At 73.2% G+C, this 23,842-nt stretch carries 24 protein-coding genes; 19 read left to right on the forward strand and 5 right to left on the reverse strand.

The window, feature by feature from the left end:
• Positions 1-137 precede the first annotated feature (137 nt).
• The 3 genes from VKZ81_RS22435 to VKZ81_RS22445 all read right to left on the reverse strand — a co-directional run bounded on the left by VKZ81_RS22435 (position 138) and on the right by VKZ81_RS22445 (position 3,172).
• On the reverse strand, positions 138-1,391 hold the full coding sequence (locus tag VKZ81_RS22435) for an MFS transporter (protein WP_324243615.1): 1,254 nt from the start codon (positions 1,389-1,391) through the stop codon (positions 138-140).
• Positions 1,392-1,562: 171 nt separating this feature from the next.
• Positions 1,563-2,237 (reverse strand): histidine phosphatase family protein, encoded by a 675-nt coding sequence (locus tag VKZ81_RS22440; protein ID WP_324243616.1) that lies wholly within the window; start codon positions 2,235-2,237, stop codon positions 1,563-1,565.
• 509 nt (positions 2,238-2,746) lie between these two features.
• Complete coding sequence (locus VKZ81_RS22445) at positions 2,747-3,172, reverse strand: HIT family protein (RefSeq protein WP_324243617.1); 426 nt, start codon at positions 3,170-3,172, stop codon at positions 2,747-2,749.
• Between the two features lie 41 nt (positions 3,173-3,213).
• Here VKZ81_RS22445 and VKZ81_RS22450 point away from each other — a divergent pair, with 41 nt between their 5' ends.
• The 7 genes from VKZ81_RS22450 to VKZ81_RS22480 all read left to right on the forward strand — a co-directional run bounded on the left by VKZ81_RS22450 (position 3,214) and on the right by VKZ81_RS22480 (position 13,643).
• Positions 3,214-3,675 (forward strand): PPOX class F420-dependent oxidoreductase, encoded by a 462-nt coding sequence (locus VKZ81_RS22450; RefSeq protein WP_324243618.1) that lies wholly within the window; start codon positions 3,214-3,216, stop codon positions 3,673-3,675.
• A gap of 76 nt (positions 3,676-3,751) precedes the next feature.
• Complete coding sequence (glgX, locus tag VKZ81_RS22455) at positions 3,752-5,914, forward strand: glycogen debranching protein GlgX (RefSeq protein WP_324243619.1); 2,163 nt, start codon at positions 3,752-3,754, stop codon at positions 5,912-5,914.
• 5 nt (positions 5,915-5,919) lie between these two features.
• Positions 5,920-8,271, forward strand: coding sequence for a malto-oligosyltrehalose synthase (gene treY, locus VKZ81_RS22460; protein WP_414709446.1), 2,352 nt, complete (start codon positions 5,920-5,922; stop codon positions 8,269-8,271).
• Positions 8,272-8,345: 74 nt separating this feature from the next.
• Positions 8,346-10,034 carry a helix-turn-helix transcriptional regulator gene (locus tag VKZ81_RS22465; RefSeq protein WP_324243621.1) on the forward strand — a complete coding sequence of 563 codons (1,689 nt, stop codon included), beginning with the start codon at positions 8,346-8,348 and terminating at the stop codon, positions 10,032-10,034.
• 32 nt (positions 10,035-10,066) lie between these two features.
• On the forward strand, positions 10,067-11,152 hold the full coding sequence (locus VKZ81_RS22470; RefSeq protein ID WP_324243622.1) for a methyltransferase domain-containing protein: 1,086 nt from the start codon (positions 10,067-10,069) through the stop codon (positions 11,150-11,152).
• Between the two features lie 55 nt (positions 11,153-11,207).
• Positions 11,208-12,959, forward strand: coding sequence for a malto-oligosyltrehalose trehalohydrolase (treZ, locus tag VKZ81_RS22475; protein ID WP_324243623.1), 1,752 nt, complete (start codon positions 11,208-11,210; stop codon positions 12,957-12,959).
• A gap of 48 nt (positions 12,960-13,007) precedes the next feature.
• Entirely contained in the window at positions 13,008-13,643 is a 636-nt protein-coding gene (locus VKZ81_RS22480) for a LysE family translocator (protein ID WP_324243624.1), read from the forward strand.
• 134 nt (positions 13,644-13,777) lie between these two features.
• On the opposite strand, the gene VKZ81_RS22485 is transcribed toward VKZ81_RS22480, so the two are convergent.
• A complete protein-coding gene (locus tag VKZ81_RS22485) occupies positions 13,778-14,683 on the reverse strand; it encodes a helix-turn-helix domain-containing protein (protein WP_324243625.1) in 906 nt (301 codons plus the stop codon).
• Between the two features lie 70 nt (positions 14,684-14,753).
• Between VKZ81_RS22485 and VKZ81_RS22490 the strand changes: the two genes are divergently transcribed.
• The 5 genes from VKZ81_RS22490 (at position 14,754) to VKZ81_RS22510 (ending at position 18,334) form a co-directional block, all read left to right on the forward strand.
• Positions 14,754-15,449: a M50 family metallopeptidase gene (locus VKZ81_RS22490; RefSeq protein WP_324243626.1), complete on the forward strand. Its 696-nt coding sequence runs from the start codon at positions 14,754-14,756 to the stop codon at positions 15,447-15,449.
• A gap of 7 nt (positions 15,450-15,456) precedes the next feature.
• Complete coding sequence (locus tag VKZ81_RS22495) at positions 15,457-15,870, forward strand: nitroreductase family deazaflavin-dependent oxidoreductase (RefSeq protein ID WP_324243627.1); 414 nt, start codon at positions 15,457-15,459, stop codon at positions 15,868-15,870.
• A gap of 28 nt (positions 15,871-15,898) precedes the next feature.
• Positions 15,899-16,336 (forward strand): GlcG/HbpS family heme-binding protein, encoded by a 438-nt coding sequence (locus VKZ81_RS22500; protein ID WP_324243628.1) that lies wholly within the window; start codon positions 15,899-15,901, stop codon positions 16,334-16,336.
• Positions 16,337-16,397: 61 nt separating this feature from the next.
• Positions 16,398-17,819, forward strand: coding sequence for a pyruvate kinase (pyk, locus tag VKZ81_RS22505; protein ID WP_324243629.1), 1,422 nt, complete (start codon positions 16,398-16,400; stop codon positions 17,817-17,819).
• 41 nt (positions 17,820-17,860) lie between these two features.
• Positions 17,861-18,334, forward strand: coding sequence for a GNAT family N-acetyltransferase (locus VKZ81_RS22510; protein ID WP_324243630.1), 474 nt, complete (start codon positions 17,861-17,863; stop codon positions 18,332-18,334).
• 75 nt (positions 18,335-18,409) lie between these two features.
• On the opposite strand, the gene VKZ81_RS22515 is transcribed toward VKZ81_RS22510, so the two are convergent.
• Positions 18,410-19,501 carry a cytochrome P450 family protein gene (locus VKZ81_RS22515; RefSeq protein ID WP_324243631.1) on the reverse strand — a complete coding sequence of 364 codons (1,092 nt, stop codon included), beginning with the start codon at positions 19,499-19,501 and terminating at the stop codon, positions 18,410-18,412.
• Positions 19,502-19,536: 35 nt separating this feature from the next.
• On the opposite strand from VKZ81_RS22515, the gene VKZ81_RS22520 reads away from it, so the two are divergent.
• From VKZ81_RS22520 to VKZ81_RS22550, 7 genes are all read left to right on the forward strand, one after another.
• A complete protein-coding gene (locus VKZ81_RS22520; RefSeq protein WP_324243632.1) occupies positions 19,537-20,028 on the forward strand; it encodes a MarR family winged helix-turn-helix transcriptional regulator in 492 nt (163 codons plus the stop codon).
• A complete protein-coding gene (locus VKZ81_RS22525) occupies positions 20,025-20,930 on the forward strand; it encodes an acyl-CoA thioesterase (protein WP_324243633.1) in 906 nt (301 codons plus the stop codon). The genes VKZ81_RS22520 and VKZ81_RS22525 overlap by 4 nt, the downstream gene beginning before the upstream one ends.
• 77 nt (positions 20,931-21,007) lie before the next feature.
• The gene (locus tag VKZ81_RS22530) at positions 21,008-21,550 is read left to right on the forward strand and encodes a DUF3558 domain-containing protein (RefSeq protein WP_324243634.1); all 543 of its coding nucleotides are present in this window, start codon (positions 21,008-21,010) and stop codon (positions 21,548-21,550) included.
• 93 nt (positions 21,551-21,643) lie between these two features.
• Positions 21,644-21,976: a hypothetical protein gene (locus tag VKZ81_RS22535; RefSeq protein ID WP_324243635.1), complete on the forward strand. Its 333-nt coding sequence runs from the start codon at positions 21,644-21,646 to the stop codon at positions 21,974-21,976.
• Positions 21,977-22,078: 102 nt separating this feature from the next.
• Positions 22,079-22,648 (forward strand): DUF3558 domain-containing protein, encoded by a 570-nt coding sequence (locus tag VKZ81_RS22540; RefSeq protein WP_324243636.1) that lies wholly within the window; start codon positions 22,079-22,081, stop codon positions 22,646-22,648.
• Between the two features lie 121 nt (positions 22,649-22,769).
• Positions 22,770-23,078, forward strand: coding sequence for a hypothetical protein (locus VKZ81_RS22545; protein WP_324243637.1), 309 nt, complete (start codon positions 22,770-22,772; stop codon positions 23,076-23,078).
• Positions 23,075-23,842 (forward strand): PPE domain-containing protein (locus tag VKZ81_RS22550; protein ID WP_324243638.1); only part of this gene is annotated, 768 nt, incomplete at its 3' end. The genes VKZ81_RS22545 and VKZ81_RS22550, both read left to right, overlap by 4 nt.

The following is a 23,842-nucleotide window of genomic DNA, read 5'->3' on the forward strand; positions in this document are numbered from 1 at the left end:
TCCTCGCCCCCGTGACCTGCGTGCAGACCGTCCTGCGCTGGTCGACCTGGCGACGCCGACGACAGCACCAGGCCCGAACATGCCACTACCGCCGACGCGGCCATCGACCACCGTGACCACTAACTGCCGTTGCAGTACTAGCCCCGGCCCGCGACCGCGGGCTCGGCCTCGGTCTCGGCGTCGGCGCCACGGTTGGCGCGATGCCAGGCCACGGCGCCACCGGCCGACAACACCGCCCCGACCGCTCCGGCCACCGCGACCGCGGTGGCGGGATCCGACGCGTCGGCGAGCAGGCCCCCGACCAGGACCGCGACCCCTTGGGCCGCGATGATCCCCGACGCGGCGACGCCGATCGCGCGACCACGCCCCCCGTCCGGGGTCGCGCGCACGAAGCTCGCCTGGGTCTGCAGCAGGTAGGCGGTGGAGAGCATCCCGGACACCGCCCACAGGAGAAGGGTGAGCGGGACGCCCGGGCGCAGGATGCACAGCGCCAGCGGGACACCGGCCGCCACGGCCATGAGCCCGACGAGCCGCGCCCTCGCGGCGGCGGGCACGAACCGCACGAACAACCACGCCCCGAGCACGCTGCCGAGCGGGTCGGCGGCCATGAGCAGGCCGACGACGGCCGGTCCCGCGGCGAGCTGGTCCGCGTACGGGGCTGCGAGTGCCTCGGGCACGACGTACCAGCCGACGAGCCAGGCGAGCACCACGAGCGCGCGGCGGCGCCGGTCGGTGGCGATCTCGACGAGGCCGGCGACGATGCCGCGCAGCCCGCCGATCGACTCGTCGGACCCGTGGATCGGGGCGGGCGGGGGGCGGTCGGCCACGCCGACGCGCAGGACGACCGCCGACAGCGCGAACGACACGGCGTTGCCGAGCAGCGCGACGCCGGGGCTCAGCGCGGCGACGAGCAGCCCGCCGGAGGCGAAGCCGACGAGCTGCGCCGTCTGGCTGGTGATCTGCCGGACCGCGAGCCCGCGCTCGTAGAGCTCGCCAGCGAGGATCTCGGGGTACAGCGCGCCCTGGGCCGCCGTGTGCGGCGACCCGAGCAGCACGACGACGACGAGCACGGCGCACAGCAGCCACAGGGGCAGTTCGGGGATCGCCATCACGGCGACGAGCACGGCGCGCGCGACGTCGGAGAAGATCATGACCTCGCGCCGTCGGTACCGGTCGGCGAGCCCGGACAGGAGCACGCCGCCGACCAGCGCGGGGAGGAACGTCAGCGCGTAGGCGACGGCCGCCCAGACCGCGGAGCCGGTGCGGTCGAACACGAGGACGGCGAGCGCGACGCGGGCGAGCTGGTCGCCCGCGATCGACAGCAGCTCGGCGGTCCACACGACCCGGAATTCGGGGACGCGGAACACGGCTCCGAGTCCGCTACCCCTCATGCGGTTGCGCCCTCCTGCCGGCCGACTCGTTCGGGCTAACCCACCGTAAATGATCATGCGCGGTGCGTGTCGTTCGCTCGGCATGCTGCCCGCTGTCGCCCGCCCGACGCAACATCGCCTCCGCTGCGTCACCCGCTGGGCCCTGCGGGAGCAGGAACGCGTCCGCTCGCGTCACGGAGAGCACCGTGCCGCGTCACCCCGTGGGGGCGCCGGGGTGGGTGCGGGCGGTGTGAGCAGGTCGGCCACGTGGGCGATCTCGTTGACGGTGCGCACGACCCGGCGGCCGTCCCGGCCGGCGAGGACCCGGGTGATGCCGGTGTAGTCGAGCGGGAACACGAGCGGCCGGTCCAGCCCGAGCAGCTGCGCGAGCCAGGTGTTCACGACGCCGGCGTGGGCGACGACCACCGCGGTCTCCCGCCCGGGGTGCGCGGCGATGATGCCCTCGAAGGCGGCGGCGACGCGGCGGGTGAAGGCGCCGACGTCGACCGATTCGGGCAGGAGGCCTGCGCGCATCCGCTCCCACGCGGCGGGGTCGAGCCGCGGCATCTCGTGGACCGGCACGTAGTGCGCGGCGTCGGCGTCGTACTCGCGCAGGTCGTCGACGACGATCGGCTCGAGCCCGAGCGCCGCGGCGAGCGGCGCCGCCGTGGCCCGCGCCCTGGTCAGCGGGCTGGTGTAGAGCCCGGCGACCGGTTCCGCCGCCAGCGCGCCGACGAGCCGCTGCGCCTGCTCCTCGCCGCGCGGGGTCAGCGGCGGATCGGCGGGGCCGCCCGGCCGGTCCGCGGCCGGGGCGTCGGCGGGGTGGATCCGCTGCGGCAACGCGTGCCGCACGAGGACCAGCTGCACGATGACACCTCCGACCGGCAAGGATCGGCGAGAGGAGGGCCTCGCGCGAGCCGGCGTGGCGCGCGTCATGCCGTCCCGTCCGATCAGGTGCAGGTGTCCCCCGGCCAGCACGATCCGCAGCGCGACCGCCTGCCCGTCGAGGAGCACCGGACCCGACGGTGCCGACCGCACCGCGACCCGGCCGTCTGCTCGGGGTGAGCCGGGCCCGCTCCGCGACCGCGATGTGCACCGTCAGGAAGTAGATCGCACCGGCCGGCTCGCCATGACCACGCCGAGCCACAGCCCCAAGCCCAGACGGCGGAACCGCGACGCCGATGGAGACGCCGAGCCCGCCCGCCGCGGGTCGCCGCCGCACCGAGCAGCCAATGCCCCCAGAAGGAGACCTGCACGTCGGTCGGGGCGATGCCGAACCGGCACAGGTACACGTCGATGAGTCCACTCGCCGACGAACGGGGCCACGATCGGATACCGACCAGGCGGGGTGGCCCGTCGGGGGCGGATCCGGGAGGTCAGTCGGGCACGTGCTCCGCGTGCCCGGCCGCGCGGAGGGCGGCGCGCAGCTTCTCGGCGATCTCCTCCTGCTCGGCGGCCTCCACCGACGGCGCCGCGTTGGCGAAGTCGAAGGCGCGCATGTCCCACGCCGGGAACACGTGGACGTGCAGGTGGGGCACCTCGAAGCCGGCGACCATCAGCCCGACCCGCGGGGGCTGCCAGACCTCGCGGACCGCCCGGCCTACCGTGCGGGCGACGGAGGTGAGGTGCGCGAGCAGGTCGGGCTCGGCGTCGACCCAGTGGTCGACCTCCTCGCGGGGCACCACGAGCGTGTGTCCGGGACCGAGCGGGTTGATCGACAGGAAGCCGACTGCGCGGTCGTCGGACCAGACGAAACGCGCGGGCAGCTCGCCGTCGATGATCCGGGTGAAGAGGGTGCTCATCGCGGACAAGGGTATCGGCGGCCCCGGTAGGCTCGGCCCCCGTGCCCCGCACCATCGCCACCAACACGCAGGTCGACCGGGACGCCCTCGTCGATTTCGTGCGCTGCCGCCACAAGATGGTCCTGCTGACCCCGCGCACGGACGGCGGCGTCCAGGGCTCGCCGGTCACCGGTGGCGTCGACGCCGAGGGCCGCATCGTGATCTCGACCTACCCCGAACGAGCGAAGGCGCGCAACGTCGCCCGCGAGGGCAGGGCGTCGGTCGTCGTGCTCTCCGACGAGTTCAACGGCGCCTGGGTCCAGGTCGACGGCGACGCGGAGCTGCTGACGCTCCCCGAGGCCCTCGAACCGCTCGTCGAGTACTTCCGCTGCATCTCCGGCGAGCACCCGGACTGGGACGAGTACCGGCGCGCCATGCGGGAGCAGGGGAAGGCGCTGATCCGGATCACGCCGACCCGGTGGGGCCCGGTCGCCACCGGCGGTTTTCCCGCGCGCCTGGCCTGATGCCCGCGACCTGCGCATCGAATCGGGTGACGCGGGTAGCCTTCGGCGGTCATCACCGAGACGCCGGAGGAAGCCGATGCGGCCGTGGCCGGGCCACGCCTACCCCCTGGGTGCCACCTACGACGGTTCCGGCACCAACTTCGCGATCTTCTCCGAGGTCGCGGAGCAGGTCGAGCTGTGCCTTTTCGACGCAGAAGGTGAGGAGACGCGCATACCCCTGACCGAGGTGGACGGGTTCGTCCACCACGGGTACCTGCCCGGCATCGAGCCGGGCCAGCGCTACGGCTACCGGGTGCACGGGCCCTACGACCCGGCGCAGGGCCTGCGGTGCAACCCGAACAAGCTGCTCATCGACCCCTACGCCAAGGCCGTCGACGGCCCGGTGACCTGGGACGAGGCGGTCTTCGGCTACCCGTTCGGCGACCCGGAGGGCCGCAGCGACAGCGACTCGGCGCCGTTCGTGCCGAAGTCGGTGGTGGTCAACCCGTTCTTCGACTGGGGGACCGACCGCGCACCGCGCACCCCGTACCACGAGACCGTGATCTACGAGGCCCACGTGCGGGGCCTCACGATCAACCACCCGGACATCCCCGAGGAGATGCGCGGCACCTACACCGGGCTCGCGCACCCGGCGATGATCGAGCACCTGAAGACGCTCGGCGTCACCGCGGTGGAGCTCATGCCGGTGCACGAGTTCCTCAACGACCACCACCTGCAGGAGAAGGGCCTCTCCAACTACTGGGGCTACAACACGATCGCCTTCCTCGCCCCGCACCACGCCTACGCCACCGCGGGCGGGCGCACCGGCAACCAGGTGCAGGAGTTCAAGGCGATGGTCCGCGACCTGCACGACGCGGGCATCGAGGTGATCCTCGACGTCGTCTACAACCACACCGCCGAGGGCAACCACATGGGCCCGACGCTGTCGCTGCGCGGCATCGACAACGCGGCCTACTACCGGCTGGTCGAGGACGACCCGCGCTACTACATGGACTACACCGGCACGGGCAACTCGCTGAACGTGCGCAACCCGCACACGCTGCAGCTGATCATGGACTCGCTGCGGTACTGGGTCACCGAGATGCACGTCGACGGCTTCCGCTTCGACCTCGCCTCGACGCTCGCCCGCGAGTTCTACGACGTCGACCGGCTGTCGGTGTTCTTCGACCTCGTGCAGCAGGACCCGGTGATCAGCCAGGTCAAGCTGATCGCCGAGCCGTGGGACGTCGGCCCCGGTGGCTACCAGGTCGGCAACTTCCCGCCGCTGTGGACGGAGTGGAACGGCAAGTACCGCGACACCGTCCGCGACTTCTGGCGGGGCGAGCCGGGCACGCTCGGCGAGTTCGCCTCCCGCATCACGGGCAGTTCCGACCTCTACCAGCACGACGGCCGCCGCCCGTACGCGTCGATCAACTTCGTCACCGCGCACGACGGGTTCACCCTCGCCGACCTCGTCTCCTACAACGAGAAGCACAACGAGGCCAACCTCGAGGACGGCAACGACGGCGAGAGCCACAACCGCTCGTGGAACTGCGGCGTCGAGGGGCCGACCGACGACGCGGCGGTGCTCGCGCTGCGGGCCCGCCAGCAGCGCAACTTCATCACCACGCTGATGCTGTCCCAGGGCGTGCCGATGCTGCTGCACGGCGACGAGCTCGGCCGTTCCCAGGGCGGCAACAACAACGTCTACTGCCAGGACAACGAGACGTCCTGGGTCGACTGGTCGCTCGCGACGAAGAACGCGGATCTGCTGCACTTCACGGCGGGCGTCATCGCGCTGCGCAACGCCCACCCGGTGTTCCGCAGGCGCAAGTACTTCGCGGGACGTCCCGTCGGCAGGCGCAAGGCGGGGGCGGCCCTGGCCGACATCGCCTGGTTCACACCGTCCGGTGAGGAGATGAGCGAGCAGGACTGGGACTCCGGCTTCGGCAAGTGCGTGACGATGTTCCTCAACGGCCAGGGCATGGCCGAGAACGACGCGCGCGGCGAACCGGTCGTCGACGATTCGTTCCTGCTCTGCCTCAACGCCCACCACGAGGACATCGACGTCACGTTGCCCGGCAAGGAGTACGGCACGCCGTGGGCGGTCGTGGTCGACACCGCGGCGGGTGAGGTGGTGTCCCTGTCCTCGACGCCCGGAGTGGCGGCCGCCGAGCCGGCGACCGTCGACGGCGGCGGTGTGGTCACGGTGCCGGCGCGTTCGGTGATCGTCCTGCAGCACACGAGGGCGGGCGCGTGAACCGGTTGCACTCCCCCGCACCCAGTTCCACCTACCGGCTCCAGCTGTCGAAGGACCTCACGTTCCGCGACGCCGTCGGGCTCGTGCCCTACCTCGACGCGCTCGGGGTCGGCGCGGTCTACGCCTCGCCGATCCTGGAGGCGGGCGCCGGGTCCAACCACGGCTACGACGTCGTCGACCCCACCCGGGTCTCGGCCGAGCGCGGCGGCGAGGAGGGTCGCAGGGCGCTCGCCGCGGCGGTGCGCGAGCACCGGATGGGGCTCGTGGTCGACATCGTGCCCAACCACGTGGGCGTGGACGTCCCCCAGGCCAACCCGTGGTGGTGGGACGTCCTCGCGCACGGCCGGGAGTCCGAGCACGCGGGCACGTTCGACATCGATTGGGACGCGGGCCCGATCCTGCTGCCCGTCCTCGACGCCGACGAGGAGAAGGCCCTCTCCGAGCTCACCCTCTCCGAGGACCGCACCCGGCTGCGCTACTACGAGCGCGAGTTCCCGGTGGCGCCCGGCACCGGCGACACCGGCACCCCGCAGGAGGTGCACGCGCGCCAGCACTACCGCCTGGTGTCGTGGAAGCGCGGTGCGGCCGAGCTGAACTACCGCCGGTTCTTCGACGTCTCCACGCTCGCGGCGGTTCGGGTGGAGGTGCCGGAGGTCTTCGACAAGACCCACCGGGAGGTCCTGCGCTGGGTCGAGGCGGGCGAGGTCGACGGCATCCGCGTCGACCACCCCGACGGCCTGGCCGACCCCGGCGGCTACGTGCGCCGGCTGCGCGCCGCGATCGGCCCGAACCGGTGGCTGCTCGTGGAGAAGATCCTCGGCGTCGGCGAGGAGCTGCCCGCGTCGTGGCCGGTCAACGGGACCACCGGCTACGAGGCGCTGCGCGAGATCCAGGGTGTGTTCATCGACCCCGACGGCGCGGGCCTGCTCACCCAGCTCGCCGCCGAGCACACCGGGTCCAAGCGGTCGGCCCGGGCGGTCGAGCACGACGCGCGCCGCGAGGTCGCCGACACGCTCCTCGCCGCCGAGGTCCGGCGCATCGCCGCGCTGGTGCCGGTGCCGGAGGCGGCGCCGTCCACCGAGGAGGAGCCGGGCGCGGCCGCCGACCGCGTCCGCACCGCGGTGGCGGAGCTCCTGTGCGGCTACCCGGTCTACCGCAGCTACCTGCCCGAGGGCCGGGAGGCGCTCGAGACCGCCGTCAGCGTGGCGCGCACGCACCGCCCCGACCTCGCCGACGTCCTGCTCGCGATCCGCGACGCGATGCTCGCCGACCCGACCGGCCCGCTCGCCACCCGGGTGCAGCAGACGTCCGGGATGGTGATGGCCAAGGGCGTCGAGGACACCGCGTTCTACCGGTGGAACCGGTTCGTCGCGCTGAACGAGGTCGGCGGCGACCCGTCCCGCTTCGGGGTGTCGCCCGCGGAGTTCCACCGCGCGATGGCCACGCGGGAGGCGGGCTGGCCCGCGACGATGACCACGCTGTCGACCCACGACACCAAGCGGTCCGAGGACGTCCGTGCCCGCCTCGCCGTCCTGTCCGAGATCCCGGCCGAGTGGGCCGAGCGCATGCGCAAGTGGGCCGTGGCGCACCCGCTGCCGGAACGGTCGCTCGAGCTCTTGGCCTGGCAGAACCTCGTGGGCGCCTGGCCGATCCCGGCCGAGCGCATGTCGGCCTACCTCGTGAAGGCGGCCAAGGAGGCCAAGCTCGTCACCAGCCACGTCGACCCGGTGCCGGAGGTGGACGACGCCATCGCGGCGTGGCCCGAGCAGGTGCTCGCCGACGCCGAGCTGGTGGCCGACATCGAGGAGTTCGTCTCCCGGATCGCGGGGCCCGGCCGCTCCAACTCGCTGGGCCAGAAGCTGCTGCAGATCGCCGGTCCGGGGGTCCCGGACGTCTACCAGGGCACCGAGCTGTTCGACTACTCCCTCGTCGACCCGGACAACCGTCGGCCGGTCGACTGGGAGGCCCGCAGGCAGCTGCTCGCCCGCCTCGACGAGGGGTGGCTGCCCGACGTGGAGGCCGACGGCGCGGCGAAGCTGCTCGTCACCGCGAGCGCGCTGCGGCTGCGCCGCTACCGGCCCGAGGTGTTCACCGGCTACCGACCGCTCGCCGCGGAGGGCCCGGCCGCCCGGCACGCCGTGGCGTTCGCCCGCTCCGCGTCGCTCGTGGCGGTGGCCACCCGGCTGCCCGTGGGCCTCGCGGAACGCGGCGGGTGGGGCGACACCGTGCTCCCGTTGCCCGAGGGCACCACCGACTGGCACGACGTCATCACCGACACCCCGATCGACGGGGCGACACCGCGGCTGGCCGACGTGCTGGCGCGCTACCCGGTGGCGCTGCTCGTCCGTCCCGCGTAACCGGTCCGGACCTGGGCCGATCCGGCCTGGGGCACTAGGCTGTGTCGCCTCCCGGACCGTCCCGGCGGTGCGTCGTGAACGAGGTGGAAGCGCTGCTCGCCACGGCGCGCGCCGCCCACCGCGAACACCGGTGGCCCGACGCGCGCGCCGCGTTCCGGGCCGCCCGCGCCCGGGAGGAGCTCACCGGGGACGACCTCGCGGCGCTGGCCGATTGCGCGTGGTGGTCCGGCCTGGTGGAGGAGTCGATCGCGGCCGGCGCGGACGCCTACCGGGCGCTGTTCGCGCAGGGGCGGCGGCGGGCGGCCGCGACGGCGGCCGTCGGGGTGGCGATGAACCACCTGCTGCGCGGCGAGTCCGCGCTCGGCTCCGCCTGGCTGGGCCGCGCCGCCCAGGTCCTGCAGGGCGAACCGGAGTGCCCCGAACACGGCTACCTCGCCTACCTGGTGGAGGTGGAGGGCGCGCTCGACGGGCCGGACGGCGACGCGGTGGTGGCGGCCGCCCGGCGCATCCGCGCCATGGGGCACCGGGTCGCCGACCCCACCCTCGTCGCCGCGAGCCTGCTGGGCGAGGGCCGGATCCGGCTGCGCCAGGGCCGGGTGGCCGAGGGCATGGCGCTGCTCGACCAGGCGATGGTCGCGGTGCTCGAGGGCCGGCTGTCGCCGGAGTGGGCGGGCAACATCTACTGCCACCTGATGGCCGCCTGCTACGAGCTGGGCGACCTGCGCCGCGCGCGGCAGTGGGTGGCGGCCACGGCCGGGTGGCTCGCCGCGCTCCCGGTGGCCGTGCTGTTCGGCGGGATCTGCCGCGTCCACCGGTCGTGGCTCCTCCAGCTCGCGGGTGAGTGGGAGCGCGCCGAGGCGGAGGCGACGCAGGTGTGCGCCGAGCTGGACGGCATCTGCCGCGACACCTTCGCCGAGGCCCACTACCTGCTGGGCGAGCTGCACCGCCTGCGCGGCGACCTGGCCGCCGCCGAATGCGCCTACCGGGACGCGCACCGGGCAGGCCGCGACCCCCAGCCGGGGTTCGCGCTGCTGCGGCTCGCCCAGGGCCGGACGGCCTCTGCGGTGGCGTCGATCCGCGCGGCGCTGGTGGCGGAGACGGGCAACCGGCTCGTCAGGGCCCGGCTCTGCGCGGCCGCCGTCGAGATCGCGCTCGCCGCCGACGACCACGAGACGGCGCGCGCGGCCGCCGCGGAGCTCGCGGAGACGGCGGTGGCGTTCGACAGCCCCGGGTTCACCGCGGCCGCGCACCAGGCCCGGGGGGCGGTGCTGCTCGCCGAGCACCGCCCGGTCGACGCCCTCCCCGCGCTGCGGCTGGCCTGCCGCCGCTGGCAGGAGCTCGACGCGCCCTACGACTGCGCGCGGGTGCGGGTGCTGCTCGCCGCCGCCTACCGGGCGCTCGGCGACGCCGACGGTGCCGACCTCGAGCTGGCCGCCGCGGCCGAGACGTTCGAGCGGCTGGGGGCGCGCCCCGACGCGGCGTCGGTCGCGGCGCTGCGCGGTCGACCGGCCCGGCCGGACGGGCTGACCGAGCGGGAGGCCGAGGTGCTCGCCCTCCTCGCCGCGGGCCGCACCAACCGCGAGATCGCCGCCGAGCTCGTCATCAGCGAGAAGACGGTCGCCCGGCACCTGTCGAACATCTTCACCAAGCTCGGCGTCACCTCGCGCACCGCCGCGGCGGCGTACGCCCACCGGCACGGCCTGGCGGCCATGGGTGAAACGACCCATCCCGCGCTCGGCGAGGATGCGCGATTCGCTCGATGAGCCCGGCCGGGCGCCGCTCCTAGCGTCACGGCATGACCACCGAGACGACCACCTCGGACCCGCTCGACGAGGCCCGGGTCGAGCGGTTCGCCGAGCGCCTCCTGGCCACCATCACCGATGGCGTCGTCACGCTGATGATCGACCTCGCCCACCGCACCGGCCTGCTCGAGGCGCTCGCCGCGGGGCCGGGCACGAGCCAGCAGCTGGCCACGCGGGCCGGCCTGGTCGAGCGCTACGTCCGCGAGTGCCTCGCCGCGCTCGTCACCGCCCGCATCGTCGACCACGACCCGGCCACCGGGCGCTACGCGCTCCCGCCCGAGCACGCGGTCTGCCTCACCGGGCCGGGTTCGCTCAACCTCGCGCCCTTCAGCCGGGCCGCGTCGCTGCTCGCGACGCACGTGCCGGGGGTGGCCAGGGCGTTCCGCGAAGGCGGCGGGGTGCCGTACGAGGCGTTCCGACCGGAGTTCACCGAGGTCATGGACGGGCTGTCGCGCGGCCTGTTCGACGACCAGCTCGTCGACGGGATCCTCCCGCTCGCCGGGGATCTCGTCGACCGGCTCGCGGCGGGGATCCGGGTCGCCGACGTCGGCTGCGGCACCGGGCACGCGGTCGCCCTCATGGCCCGCGCGTTCCCCCGCTCGACGTTCGTCGGCTACGACCTCGCCGAGGACGCGATCGCGGCGGCCCGCGCCGAGGCGGCGCAACGGGGGGTGGGCAACGCCGCGTTCGAGGTGCTCGATGTCCTCCGGCTGCCCACCGACCCGCCGTTCGACGCGGTGTTCGCCTTCGACGCGATCCACGACCAGGCCGATCCGGCGGGCGTGTTGGCGCGCATCCGGGCCGCGCTCGCCCCCGGCGGCGTGTTCGTCATGCTCGACACCAAGGGCTCGAGCGTCCTCGAGGAGAACCTCGACAACCCGCTCGCCCCGCTGCTGTACGGGATCAGCACCCTGCACTGCATGACCGTCTCGCTGGCGCGGGGCGGCGCCGGGCTCGGCACGATGTGGGGCGAGCAGCTCGCGCGGCGGATGCTGACCGACGCCGGGTTCGGGCAGGTCGCGGTGCACGACGTGCCGGACGACCCGTTCGACGTGCTCTACGTCGCACGGCCGGCCTGAGCGCGAGCGGCGTCGGGCCGGTGCCCCCACCGGAAGGCTGGCAGGATCGGCGCCCGTGACCGACTTCGCCGTGTGGGCGCCAGAGCGCAGGCGCGTCCGGGTGCTGGTGGACGGCACCGCGTACGAGATGTCCCCCGACCCCTCGGCCGGGACCACGGGGTGGTGGCACGCCACCGTGGCGGACGCGGCACCCGGCACCGCTTACGCCTTCCTCCTGGACGACGAGGAGGAACCCCTGCCCGACCCCCGCTCGCGCTGGCAGCCGACCGGGGTGCACGGGGCGTCGCGGGTCTACGACGACAACGCGTTCTTCTGGACCGACCAGGACTGGACCGGCCGCCAGCTGCCCGGCAGCGTGCTCTACGAGCTGCACATCGGCACGTTCACGCCCGAGGGCACCTTCGACGCGGCGATCGAGCGGCTCGACCACCTCGTCGAGCTGGGCGTCGACATGGTGGAGGTCCTGCCGGTCAACGCGTTCGACGGGCCGCGCAACTGGGGCTACGACGGCGTCGGCTGGTACGCGGTCACCGAGAACTACGGCGGGCCCGACGGGTTCAAGCGGTTCGTCGACGCCTGCCACGCCCGCGGGCTCGGCGTGGTGCTCGACGTCGTCTACAACCACCTCGGCCCGTCGGGTGCCTACCTCGACCGGTTCGGCCCGTACTTCGCGGGCAGCAACATCTGGGGCCCGTCGCTCAACCTGGACGGGCCGCACTCGGACGAGGTGCGCCGGTACGCGATCGACAACGCGCTGATGTGGCTGCGTGACTTCCACGTCGACGCGCTGCGGCTCGACGCCGTGCACGCGCTGCACGACAGCCGGGCGACCCACCTGCTGGAGCAGATGGCGGTGGAGGTCGAGGCGCTGTCGACGCACGTCGGGCGGCCGCTGTCGCTCATCGCCGAGTCCGACCTCAACGACGCGCGGCTGGTCACCGCGCGCGAGGCGGGCGGGTACGGCCTGCACGCGCAGTGGTGCGACGACATCCACCACAGCCTGCACGCGGTGCTGACCGGGGAGTCGCAGGGCTACTACGCCGACTTCGCCGAGGCGGGCATCCCCGGGTTGGCCCGCGTGTTCACCCGCGCGTTCTTCCACGAGGGCACGTGGTCGAGCTTCCGCGAGCGCACCCACGGCGCCCCGGTGGACACCCGGCGCATCCCCGGCCACCGCTTCCTCGCCTACCTGCAGAACCACGACCAGATCGGCAACCGCGCCACCGGCGACCGGCTCAGCCACCTGCTCTCGCCGGGCCTCTTGGCCTGCGGCGCCGCGCTGGTGTTCTGCTCGCCGTTCACGCCGATGCTGTTCATGGGCGAGGAGTGGGGCGCGCGCACGCCGTGGCAGTTCTTCTCCTACTTCCCCGACCCGGCGCTGCGCGACGCGGTGCGCGAGGGCAGGAGGCGCGAGTTCGCCGCGCACGGCTGGGGCGAGACCGAGGTGCCGGACCCGAACGCGGAGAGCACCTTCCTCGACTCCAAGCTCGACTGGGACGAGCTCACCCAGGAGCCGCACGCGAGCCTGCTGACCACGTACCGGGAGCTGATCGCGCTGCGCAAGGCGTGGCCGGAGCTGTCCGACCCGTGGCTCGACGACGTGGCGGTCGGGGGCGACGACGCCTCGCGCACCGTGGTCCTGCACCGCGGCACCCTGCGCCTGGTCTGCAACCTGGGATCGGAGGCGCGCACCCTCGACCTGGAGGCGCCGATCGAGCGGATCCTGCTGGCCTCGGAGCCGGTGAAGGGCGACGGCACGGCGATCACGCTGCCGCCCGAGTCGTTCGCCATCGCCAAGCTGGGCTGACGCGGAAACCCGGCGACGGGTCGGGCCGGGCGCCGGTAGCGTCGCGGCGTGCCCTCGGTCGAGACCTTGATCGCGTTCACCGTCGCAGGCGTCATCCTGGTGATCATCCCGGGGCCCAGCGTGCTGTTCATCGTCGGACGCGCGCTGGCGCACGGGAGGCGGGCGGCGCTGGCGAGCGTCGCGGGCAACACCACCGGGGCCGCGCTCGTGGTCGTGGTCGTGGCGCTCGGGTTCGGCGCGATCGCCGCCCGGTCGATCGCCGTGTTCACCGCGCTCAAGCTCGTCGGCGCGGCCTACCTCGTCTACCTGGGCGTGCAGACGATCCGCAAGCGCGGCGACCTGGTCGGCCGGATCGGCGAACCCGCCGGGCCCGCCGGCGGGCGGCTGTACTGGCAGGGCGTGGTCGTGGGGTTCACCAACCCCAAGGTGCTGGTGTTCTTCGCGGCCGTGCTGCCCCAGTTCGTCGACACCACGGCGGGCAACCCGACCACGCAGATGCTGGTGCTCGGGCTGCTGTTCGCGATGATCGCCGCCGTGCTCGACAGCGCGTGGGGCCTCGCGGCGGGCACGGCCCGCGAGTGGCTCGCCACCTCCCCGGGCCGGCTGCGCTGGATGGGCGGGATCGGCGGGGCGTGCCTGATCGTGATGGGCGCCGGCCTCGCGCTCAGCGGCCGCAAGGACTGACGCACCCGCACCCAGCCCGCGACTCGCGCGCACCCACGCCGCGACTCGCCGACGCTTCGGCGAGTCGCGCCCTCGGTGTCGGCGAGTCGCGGTGTGAGTGCAGGTCGGTCGCGGGCTGGGTGCGTATGTTCTGGTCAGTCGTGCGCCCGCAGGGCCGCGCTGAACCACTCGAAGGGCTCGACCCGCGACGGGGGCCTGCCCCAGCCGTTGAGGATGCCGAGCAGCTCCCAGTAGCGGTGCACCCGCCGGTCGGTGAAGGTGTCGATCGTGTCGGCGAGCTCGTCGCGGGCGGCCGCGTCCATGCCGGGGTCGATGATCCGGGCGAGGACGGCCTGGCCCTCGGGCGAGTCGGGCGCGATCCCGGCGTCGACGGCGCCGCCGGCGTGCTCGACGATCGGCTCCGGGTCGAACTGCGGCTGGTCGCGGTCGGCCTGCGAACCGGCCACCGCCATCTCCCGCGCCCGGGCGCGGAACGCGGGGTCGTTCACCAGCTCGGCGAGCTCGACCCAGGCCTCCACCTGCTCCGTGGTCGGCTCGTCGGGCAGCTCGGCCGGGAGCGTCCGCATGCTGGTCGCGATCGCGGCGCCGGGGGCGTCGGGATCGGTGCCCGCGAACGTCGCGTCGACGAACTCGTCGATCATCTGCTGCCGCTCGGCGGCGGAGAGCCGGGCGAGGTCGTTCATCAGTGCCGCCTTCCGTGGAGAGGGGGCGCCCCGCGCGAGCAGCGTGCACACCGCCCGCTGCGTGCGCAGGACGCGGATCTGGTGGTCGATGGCCTGCACGTGGGCGGCCGCCACGTCCTCGACGCTGCGCTTGCGCTCGAGGACGAGCCGGATGTCGTCCAGGCCCATCCCGAGCTCGCGCAGCGTGCGCACGAGGTCGAGCCGCGCCACGGCCCGGCTGTCGTACCGGCGGTAGTTGCCGGCCGACCGGTCCGTCTCGGGCAGCACGCCCTCGTCGGACCAGAACCGGATCGTGCGCACCGGCACGCCCGTGCGCCGGGCGAGCTGCCCGATCGTCAGCAGGGGTTCATCGGCCACGAGGCGATCCTCGAGTCTCCAGCGGCTGGAAGGTCAAACCCGGATTCTCGCGCGTGCCAGACTGGCTCGCGTGGGTGACGGCCTCGCGACGCTCGGACGCACCCTCTCCGCACTGGCCGACGAACGCCCCGCCGTGCTGCTGGCCGCGGCGCTCGCGCTGCTCACGGTCTCCTGGACCGCCGCCTGGCGGTGGACGCGCATCGTCGTGACGATCGCCCACGAGGGCGGCCACGCGCTGGTGGCGGTGCTCGCCGGGCGCGGCCTCACCGGGATCCGCCTGCACGCCGACACGTCCGGGCTCACGGTCTCGACGGGCGCCCGCCGCGGCCCCGGGCTGGTGCTGACCTTCCTCGGCGGGTACCCGGCGCCGTCCCTGCTCGGCATCGGCGGCGCCCTGCTGGTGGCCGCCGAGCAGACCGCGCTGATGCTGTGGATCGCGACCGCCCTGCTCGTGGCCACGCTGTTCCACGTCCGCAACGCCTTCGGCGTCTTCGCGGTGCTCGCCACCGGCGCGCTCGTCGGCTCCGTCGCCTGGTGGGGCACGCCCCGGCTGCAGGACGGGTTCGCGGCGGCGCTGTGCTGGTTCCTCGTGTTCGGCGGCGTGCGCGCGGTGCACGAGCTGCGGCTCACCCGGCGCAGGGGCGCCTCGGACGCCGACATGCTGGGCGCGCTCACGTGGGTGCCCCGGGGAATGTGGGTGGCGCTGTTCTGGTTGCTCGCGGCGGCGGCCGTGGTCGTCGCGGCCGGGATCCTGCTGCTGTGGTGAGGGAAAAATGAGCGACTGGAACGAGAAGATCGTCGCGGAGTTCCGCGCCAACTCCGGCCGCGTCGGCGGCATGTTCGAGGGCGTACCCATGATCCTCGTCCACCACGTCGGCGCGAGGTCCGGCGCCGAGCGCGTCACGCCGCTGGTCCACTTCCCCGAGGACGACCAGCGCACCGTGATCGTCGCGTCGAACGGCGGCGCGCCGAAGCACCCGGCCTGGTACTTCAACCTCAAGGCCAACCCGAAGATCGAGGTCGAGGTCGGCGCCGAGCGCTACACCGCGGTCGCCGAGGAGCTCCCCCGGGCCGAGCGCGACGAGTTCTGGAAGCGCGTCGTGGCCGAGCGCCCCGGGTTCGCCGACTACGAGCGCACCGCGGGCGACCGGGTCATCCCGCTGGTGCGGCTCACCCGGGTGGGCTGAATCCGGCGGAGGGGGCAGGATCGGCCCCATGCCGATCACCCTCGACCAGGCTCAGACCATCGTGCGCGCCGCACTGCAGTACGGCACCGACCACGGCTTCCAGCCCCTGACGGTGGCCGTGCTCGACCCCGGTGGCGCGCTCGTCGCGCTCGCCCGCCAGGACGGATCCGGCTACCTGCGGCCCGACCTCGCGACCGCGAAGGCCTACGGGATCCTCGGCATGGGCATGAACAACCGCGCCCTGGCCGCCCGCGCCGAGGCCGCCCCCGACCTCTACACCACGATCGTCGCCCTCTCCGGGGGCAAGGTCGTCTCGGTCCCGGGCGGGGTGTTCATCCGCGACGCCGACGGCAACCTGTTGGGCGCCGTCGGCATCAGCGGCGACACCTCGCTGAACGACGAGGCGGCGGCGCTGGCGGGCATCGAAGCCGCCGGGCTCGTGGCGGAGACGGGCGCCGAGGACTGAGGCGCAATCGATGTTGGATCCGTCACCGGATCGTTTCAGTAGCCGCGCTAGACTCGCTCGTGTGAGCCGACGTACCAAGATCGTCTGCACAATCGGTCCCGCCACCGCGTCGCCGGACCGGATCCGGGAGCTCGTGCAGGCGGGGATGGACGTCGCCCGCCTGAACTTCAGCCACGGCAACCGCGACGACCACAAGCGCGTCTACGACATGGTTCGCGCCGCGGCCGACGCGGAGGGCCGCGCCGTGGGGATTCTGGCGGACCTGCAGGGGCCGAAGATCCGCCTCGGGCGGTTCGCGAGCGGCCCCGTCGAGTGGAGGACCGGCGAGGAGGTCCGGATCACCGTCGACGACGTGGCCGGCACCCACGACCGCGTCTCCACCACCTACTCCGGCCTCGCCAACGACGCCCGCCCCGAGGACCGGCTGCTCGTCGACGACGGCAAGGTCGCCCTCCGGGTCGTCAAGGTCGAGGGCAACGACGTCGTCTGCCGGGTCACCGAGGGCGGCCCGGTGAGCGACAACAAGGGCATCTCGCTGCCCGGGATGAACGTCTCGGTGCCGGCCATGTCCGAGAAGGACTGCGCCGACCTCGAGTTCGCGCTCGGCCTGCGGGTCGACGCCATCGCGATGTCGTTCGTGCGCAGCCCCGCCGACATCGAGATGACCCACAAGATCATGGACAGCCACGGCGCCCGGCTGCCCGTGATCGCGAAGCTGGAGAAGCCGGAGGCGGTCGACAACCTGGAGGCGATCGTCCTCGCCTTCGACGGCATCATGGTCGCCCGCGGCGACCTGGGCGTGGAGCTGCCGCTCGAGCACGTGCCGCTGGTGCAGAAGCGCGCCATCCAGATCGCGCGCGAGAACGCCAAGCCGGTCATCGTGGCCACGCAGATGCTGGACTCGATGATCACCAACTCGCGGCCGACCCGCGCCGAGGCGTCCGACGTCGCCAACGCGGTGCTCGACGGCGCCGACTGCGTGATGCTCTCCGGCGAGACCAGCGTCGGGCGCTACCCGATCAAGTCGGTCACCACGATGGCCCAGATCATCGAGGCCGTCGAGGACGGGCCGGTCAGCGTCCCGCCGCTCAACCACGTGCCGCGCACCAAGCGGGGCGTGATCTCCTACGCGGCCCGCGACATCGGTGAGCGCCTGTCGGCCCGCGCGCTGGTGGCGTTCACGCAGTCCGGCGACACCGTGCGCCGGCTCGCGCGCCTGCACACCCGGCTGCCGCTGCTGGCGTTCACGCCGGAGCCCGCGGTGCGCAGCCAGCTGGCGATGAGCTGGGGCGTCGAGACGTTCCTCGTCCCGTCGGTGGACTCCACCGACGCGATGGTGCGCCAGGTCGACCAGGCGATGCTCTCGATCGACCGGTTCCAGCCGGGCGACCTCGTGGTGATCGTGGCCGGTTCGCCGCCCGGGACCGTCGGTTCCACCAACCTCATCCGCGTCCACCGCCTGGGCGAGGAGGACCACGCCTGACGGAGGTCAGCGTCCGCCGGCTCACCCCACCCGAGTGGGGTGTGCTGCGCGACCTGCGCCTGCAGGCCCTGCGGGACGCGCCGAGCGCCTTCGCCTCCAGCTTCGACCGGGAGCGGTCCGATCCGGATGACCGCTGGCGCGACCGCATCGCCGGTGGAGCGTGGTGGGTCGCGGAGGTGACCGGCGACCCGGTGGGCCTCGCGGCCGGCCTCCCGTCCTTCGACGGGATCCCGCACCGCCGCGACCTGATCTCGATGTGGGTCCACCCGGCCTACCGCGGCCGCGGGGTGGCCGGGCGGCTCGTGCGGGCGGTGCTCGACTGGGCGGCTGCCGACGGGGCGTGCGAGGTCGGGCTCTGGGTCGCCGACGGCAACGCCGCGGCCGCCTCCGTCTACCGACGCGCCGGTTTCGTCCCGACCGGCAGGCGCCAGCCGCTGCCGAGCAACCCGTCCGTCGGCGAGGAGGAGTGGGTGCACCCGCTCGAGCCCTGCCCCACCCCGCGAGTCGCGCTCTGAGCGCCCGCGAGTCGCGCCCTCGGTGCCGGCGAGTCGCGCTCTGGGTGCGCGCCGGTCGCGCGCGGGAAGCCTTGCTCAGCCACGCAGCAGCACCGGCAGCTCGACCAGGCGGCTGCCCTGCACCCCCCGGTCGACCCGGCGCAGCTGCTCGTACGGCACGGCCAGCCGCGCCTGCGGGAAGTCCGCTGCGAGCACGTCGACCACGGCCCGCAGCTCCAGCTGGGCGAGCTGGGCACCGATGCAGTAGTGCGGGCCCGCGCCGAAGGTGAGGTCCCCGCCGGCCGCGTTGATGCCGGCGATGTCGACCAGCAGCGGGGCCCGCGCGGGGAGCCGCTCCCCGGCCAGCTCGATCTCGGTGCGGGTGAACCGCCACAGCGTGTAGGTGGCGGGCGGGTGCTGCCGCAGGGCGTCGCGGACCGGGTCGTCCGAGGGCTTGCCGAGCGCCCGGGCGACGAGGAACCCGAGCGCCGCGTCCGTGGTGATCTGGCTGGCCCACATGATCCCGAACAGCAGGTAGTGCAACTGCTGTTCGGTGATCTCACCCGGCATCCGGTCGCGCAGCTCGGCGGCAACGCCACCGTGCTCGAGCGCGGCCTTGGCGAGGTCGGCGAACGCCCCCATCACCCCGGCGAACTGGGCCGGGCCGTAGTCGTCGTGCATCCGCGCGCAGGCCGCGACGGCCTGGTCGACGCGGTCGGCGGGCACGCCGAGCAGCTCGCAGACCACCGTGAGCGGGTACCGCGTGGTGAAGTCGGCCATCAGGTCGACCTCGCCGTCGAGCGCCGCGAGCTGCTCGCGGGCGATCTGCGTGATCCGGTCGCCCCACGCCTGCACCCGCCTCGCCGACAGCACCGGGGCGTGCGCCTTGCGCAGCGCGGCGTGCGCCGGGCCGTCCAGCGTGGTCAGCGACGGCTGCTCGGCGGCCGTGGGTTCCAGCCCCGCCCTCCACCGGTCCCACGTCTCGGGTGCGTACGCCGGGTCCTTCACCACGCGGTCGTCGGAGCACACCCGCCGGGCGAGCTCCTCGTCGGTGACGATCCAGGCGGGCCCGCCTGCGGGCGCCTCCGCCCGGACGACCGGACCGGCGGCGCGCAGCGCCTCGGCCGTGCCCGGTTCGTCGATCAGGCGGATGGTGGTGGCGAACGGGTCCAACACTTCGGCTCCCAAGTAGCTAGGCTGCCTAGCAACAGTAGCATGGCCGGGTGCCCGACGAGATCGAATCCAGGGAGCGCGCCCGCTGGGCGGCGGCCGAGGCGACGTGGGCGCTGTGGGAGGTGATGCGCGGCGCCGCCGACGCGGGCCACGTCCTGGCCGCCCGGCTCGGCCTGCCCTACAACGACGTGCGCGCGCTGAGCGTGCTCACCGAGTCCCCCGAGCCGCTGGGACCGGTCGAGCTCGGGCACCGCCTCGGGATGCGCTCCGCGTCGGCCACGGAGCTGGTCGATCGGCTCGAGGCGACCGGCCACGTCCGCCGCGTCCGCCATCCCAGCGACCGGCGGCGCGTGATCCTCGAGCTCACCGAGGCGGGCCGGCAGGCGGTGATGGCGGAGCTGGGCCCGCTGCTGACCCGGTTCGACCGGGTCGCGGAGGCGCTCCGCCCGGAGGAGCACGCCGCCGTGGTGGAGTACCTGCGGGCGATCGCGGACGAGCAGCGCGCGTTCCGCAGCGCCGCCCCTGAGAAGATGCGCTCGTGACGCGTTCGCCCGCCGTTCCCGAGACCGACGCCGACGGCGTGCCGCGCGGCCAGGCCGTGCTCGACAAGCTCGTGGAGCTGCTCGACCTCGAGCAGCTGGAGGTCAACCTGTTCCGCGGGGTCAGCCCGCCGGAGAGCCCGACCAGGGTGTTCGGCGGCCAGGTCGCGGGGCAGGCCCTCGTCGCCGCCGTCCGGACCGTGCCGCAGGACCGGGGCGTGCACTCGTTGCACGCCTACTTCCTCCGCCCCGGCGACCCCCGCGTCCCGATCATCTACGAGACCGAGCGCGTGCGCGACGGCCGCTCGTTCACCACCCGCCGGGTGCTCGCGATCCAGCACGGTGAGGCGATCTTCTCGCTCTCCGCGTCGTTCCAGGTGGCCGAGGACGGGCTCGACCACAGCGACCCGGCCCCGACGGACGTGCCCGCCCCGGAGACCCTCCTCACGTTCGGGGAGCGGGTCGTCCGCGGCGACGACGGCGGCTGGCTCGCCCGCACCCCGCGGCCGATCGACATGCGGTTCGTCGACGAGCCCTCCTGGTCGACCGCGCGGAAGGGCGGCACCGACGCGCCGGTGCGGGTGTGGATGCGCGCCGACGGCACCCTCCCCGACGACCCCCTCCTGCACGTCTGCCTGCTCACCTACGCGAGTGACATGACCCTGCTCGGCTCGGTGGTCGCCCGCCACGACGTGCCCGTCGACCGGCTGCAGATGGCGAGCCTCGACCACGCCATGTGGTTCCACCGCCCCTTCCGCGCGGACGAGTGGCTGCTCTACACCTGCTACTCCCCCAGCGCCTCCGGGTCCCGCGGGCTCGCGACCGGGCGGTTCACCACGCAGGACGGGCGGCTCGTCGCGACGACCGTCCAGGAAGGGCTCGTGCGGTTCCGGCGCAAGCGGTGATCTCCGCCGGATCTACCACCACAGGGTGATCGGGCCGCTACGGTGCTCCTGTGTCCGTGCGGGGTGCACTGCTGATCATGACCCTGTTGCTCCTCGCCGGGTGCACGGCCATCAGCGGCCAGGCGGAACCCGCGGCGCCCTCGGCGACCACACCGGAGCGGCCACGCGACATCCGCCTTGACGGAATCGACCCCTGCACCCTGCTCACCGAGGACCAACGCGCGGAACTGAAGCTGGACGGGAGACCGGTGCTCGACCGCAGCCCAACAAGCCTCTACCCGGGCGGGGACGTCCCGTCCTGCACCATCAGCGGTTTCGAGCCACGGAACGTCTGGGTCGGCCTGAGCCTTGTCACCACCACCGGTATCGAGCGGTACTCGGCGGACAACCTCCGTGTCGACATTCAACCTGCAACGGTCCGTGGCTTCCCCGCTGTGACCGCGAGACCGCAACGCTTCACCGAGTGGTGCTCGGTCATCGTGGACGTCGCCCCAGGCCAGCTGCTGGACGTGCACTTCGCGGACGGCGGCGGGACACCCCCTGTCCCCCAGGACCAACTCTGCACCGACGCGGCGGCGGTCGCGGACCAGGTGATGGAGACGCTTCTCTCGGACGGCTGAAGACGTTCCCAAGCGCGAACAATCTCAGCGGGATCGGGCTCTGATGCGGCCACGTTCCTTAGCCTGGCCAGCATCGCGATGTGAGGGGTGCGTATGCCCGGTAAGGACACGGCTGGGTTGCTCCGTGTACGGCTCGAGGCGGTGCCAGCCGTTCGGGCCGCGTTCGAAGAGGCGTTGACGGAACTACGTCCGCACCTCCTACGACTTCAGCAAGAGGCGATCATCGCTGAGGCGTGGCTGGGCGACGACACGAGCAAAACGGTCGTGGCGCACTACGACTCCCGGGTCATCGCAGGCGCAGAAGGCCCACTTGTGGCGATGCGGCAATACGAACAGGAGCTCACCCGCATCCTAGAGAGCCTGAAGGCGATCGAGACGAGCTATCCGCAGGTCGACGACGCGAACGCCGAGAGGTTCCTGGCGTGACCGACGCCCGCGACGGCCCAAGAGACTCCGTGCGGATCTGCGCAAGCGGTGATCTCCGCCGGATCTCACACCACAGGGTGATCGGACCGCTACCGTGCACGCGTGGCCAGCCTGCGGGGTGCCGTTGTCGTCGTGGTCCTGTTCCTCCTCACTAGTTGCACCACCAGCGGCCAAGCCGAACCCGCGGCACCCACGACCACCGCTCAAACGCGGCCACGCGATGTCCGCATCGACGGCGTGGATCCCTGCAGCCTCCTCACAGAAGACCAACGGGCTGAGCTGGGCTTGGACGGACGGCCGGTGCACGACGTTCGCCGGACGAGCCTCTACCCCGGCGGCGATGTACCGTCGTGCACGGTCCGGGGGTTCGAACCACGCGCTATCTGGACGGCCGTGTCATTGGTCTCGACCACAGGAATCGAGCGGTACACAGGAGACGACCTCGATGTGGACGTTCGCCCGGTCGAGATCCAAGGCTTCCCCGGACTGACCGCAGTACCGCGGCGCTTTACGGAGTGGTGCTCGGTCGTCCTGGACATCGCCCCCGGTCAGCTCATCGACGTGCGGTTCGCCGACGGTGGCGGAACGCCTCCGGTTCCGCAAGAACAGTTGTGTGATGACGCGGCCGTGGTCGCTGACCACGTCCTGAGCACTCTTCTGACAACCCGCTGACGTCCTGCTGTTCGCAATCGCACACGATCTCCGCTGTTCCCCGGCTGGCCTGCTGCTGATCGCCCTACCCTCTTGCGAACAGGGCAAAGGAGTGCAGATGCCTGGAAGACACCCTCCTGGGTTGCTGCGTGTTCAGCTCGACGCCATCCCGGCAGTCCGTGCGGCCTTCGAGGAAGGGCTTGCAGAGTTGACTCCTCACCTCGTCGCGCTGCAGGACGAGGCCCTCATCCGCCAGCCATGGCTGGGCGACGACACGAGCAAAGCGGTCGTAGCGCACTACGACGCCCGGGTCATCAGCGGGGCCGAGGGCCCACTGGTGGCGATGCGCCAATACGAACAGGAGCTGCTGCGGGTTCTGGACAGCCTCAAGGCGATCGAGACGAGCTATCTGCAGGTCGAAGACGTAAACGCCGAGAGGTTCCTGGCGTGAGCGACATCCGCTGGGAGGGGCGCAGCCACCAGGAGATCTACGACGCCGTGCAGCAGGGCCCCGGCGCGGCGATCTCGGCGGCGGCGGTGGACGCGTGGACGCGGACGGCGGAGCTCATCGAGCGGATCGACCAGCGCATCACGGCGGCGCTGAACGGCTCCGAGTCGGGGTGGGCGGGTTCCGCCGCGGACGCGACTCGGGGCGCGATGACCCCACTCGGCCGCTGGGCGCTCGACGCGGCGAACGACGCGAGGATCACGGCGAGCGCGGTCCAGACGCAGGCCGAGCAGGCCCAGAAGCTGCGGGCGGAGATGCCGCCGCCACCCACGGCGCAGTGGAACGCGGAGATCGAAGAGGCGCTGAACGACCCCACGTACTTCTTCCACGGACTCGACGATCTCCGCGCGGTGGAGGAGCAGGCGGCCAACGACGCGGCTCGGGCCGTCGATCTCATGAACCGGTACACGAGCGACTCGTACGTGAACCGCCGGAACATGGACTTCTGGACGTTGCCGCCGCAGGTCACGGTCGTCACCGACGCCTCGACCCCACCCCCTGGCGCTGCCCCAGGAGCGCCGCCACCACCCGCCGTGGCACCCCCGACGCCGCCGGCCGAGGTACCGCCGGCCGCCCCTCCGGGGCCCACCCCGGTGCCGCCCGCCGACGTGCCACCCGTCCCGGCCCCGCCGAACGGGGCGCTGCCGCCGGCCCCACCGAACGCGGCCCCTCCGGGCGGCACGCCAGCCGCACCGCCGATCCCCCCG

The organism is Pseudonocardia sp. (genome assembly GCF_035305885.1).
In the GTDB taxonomy this organism is placed as follows: Bacteria; Actinomycetota; Actinomycetes; order Mycobacteriales; family Pseudonocardiaceae; genus Pseudonocardia.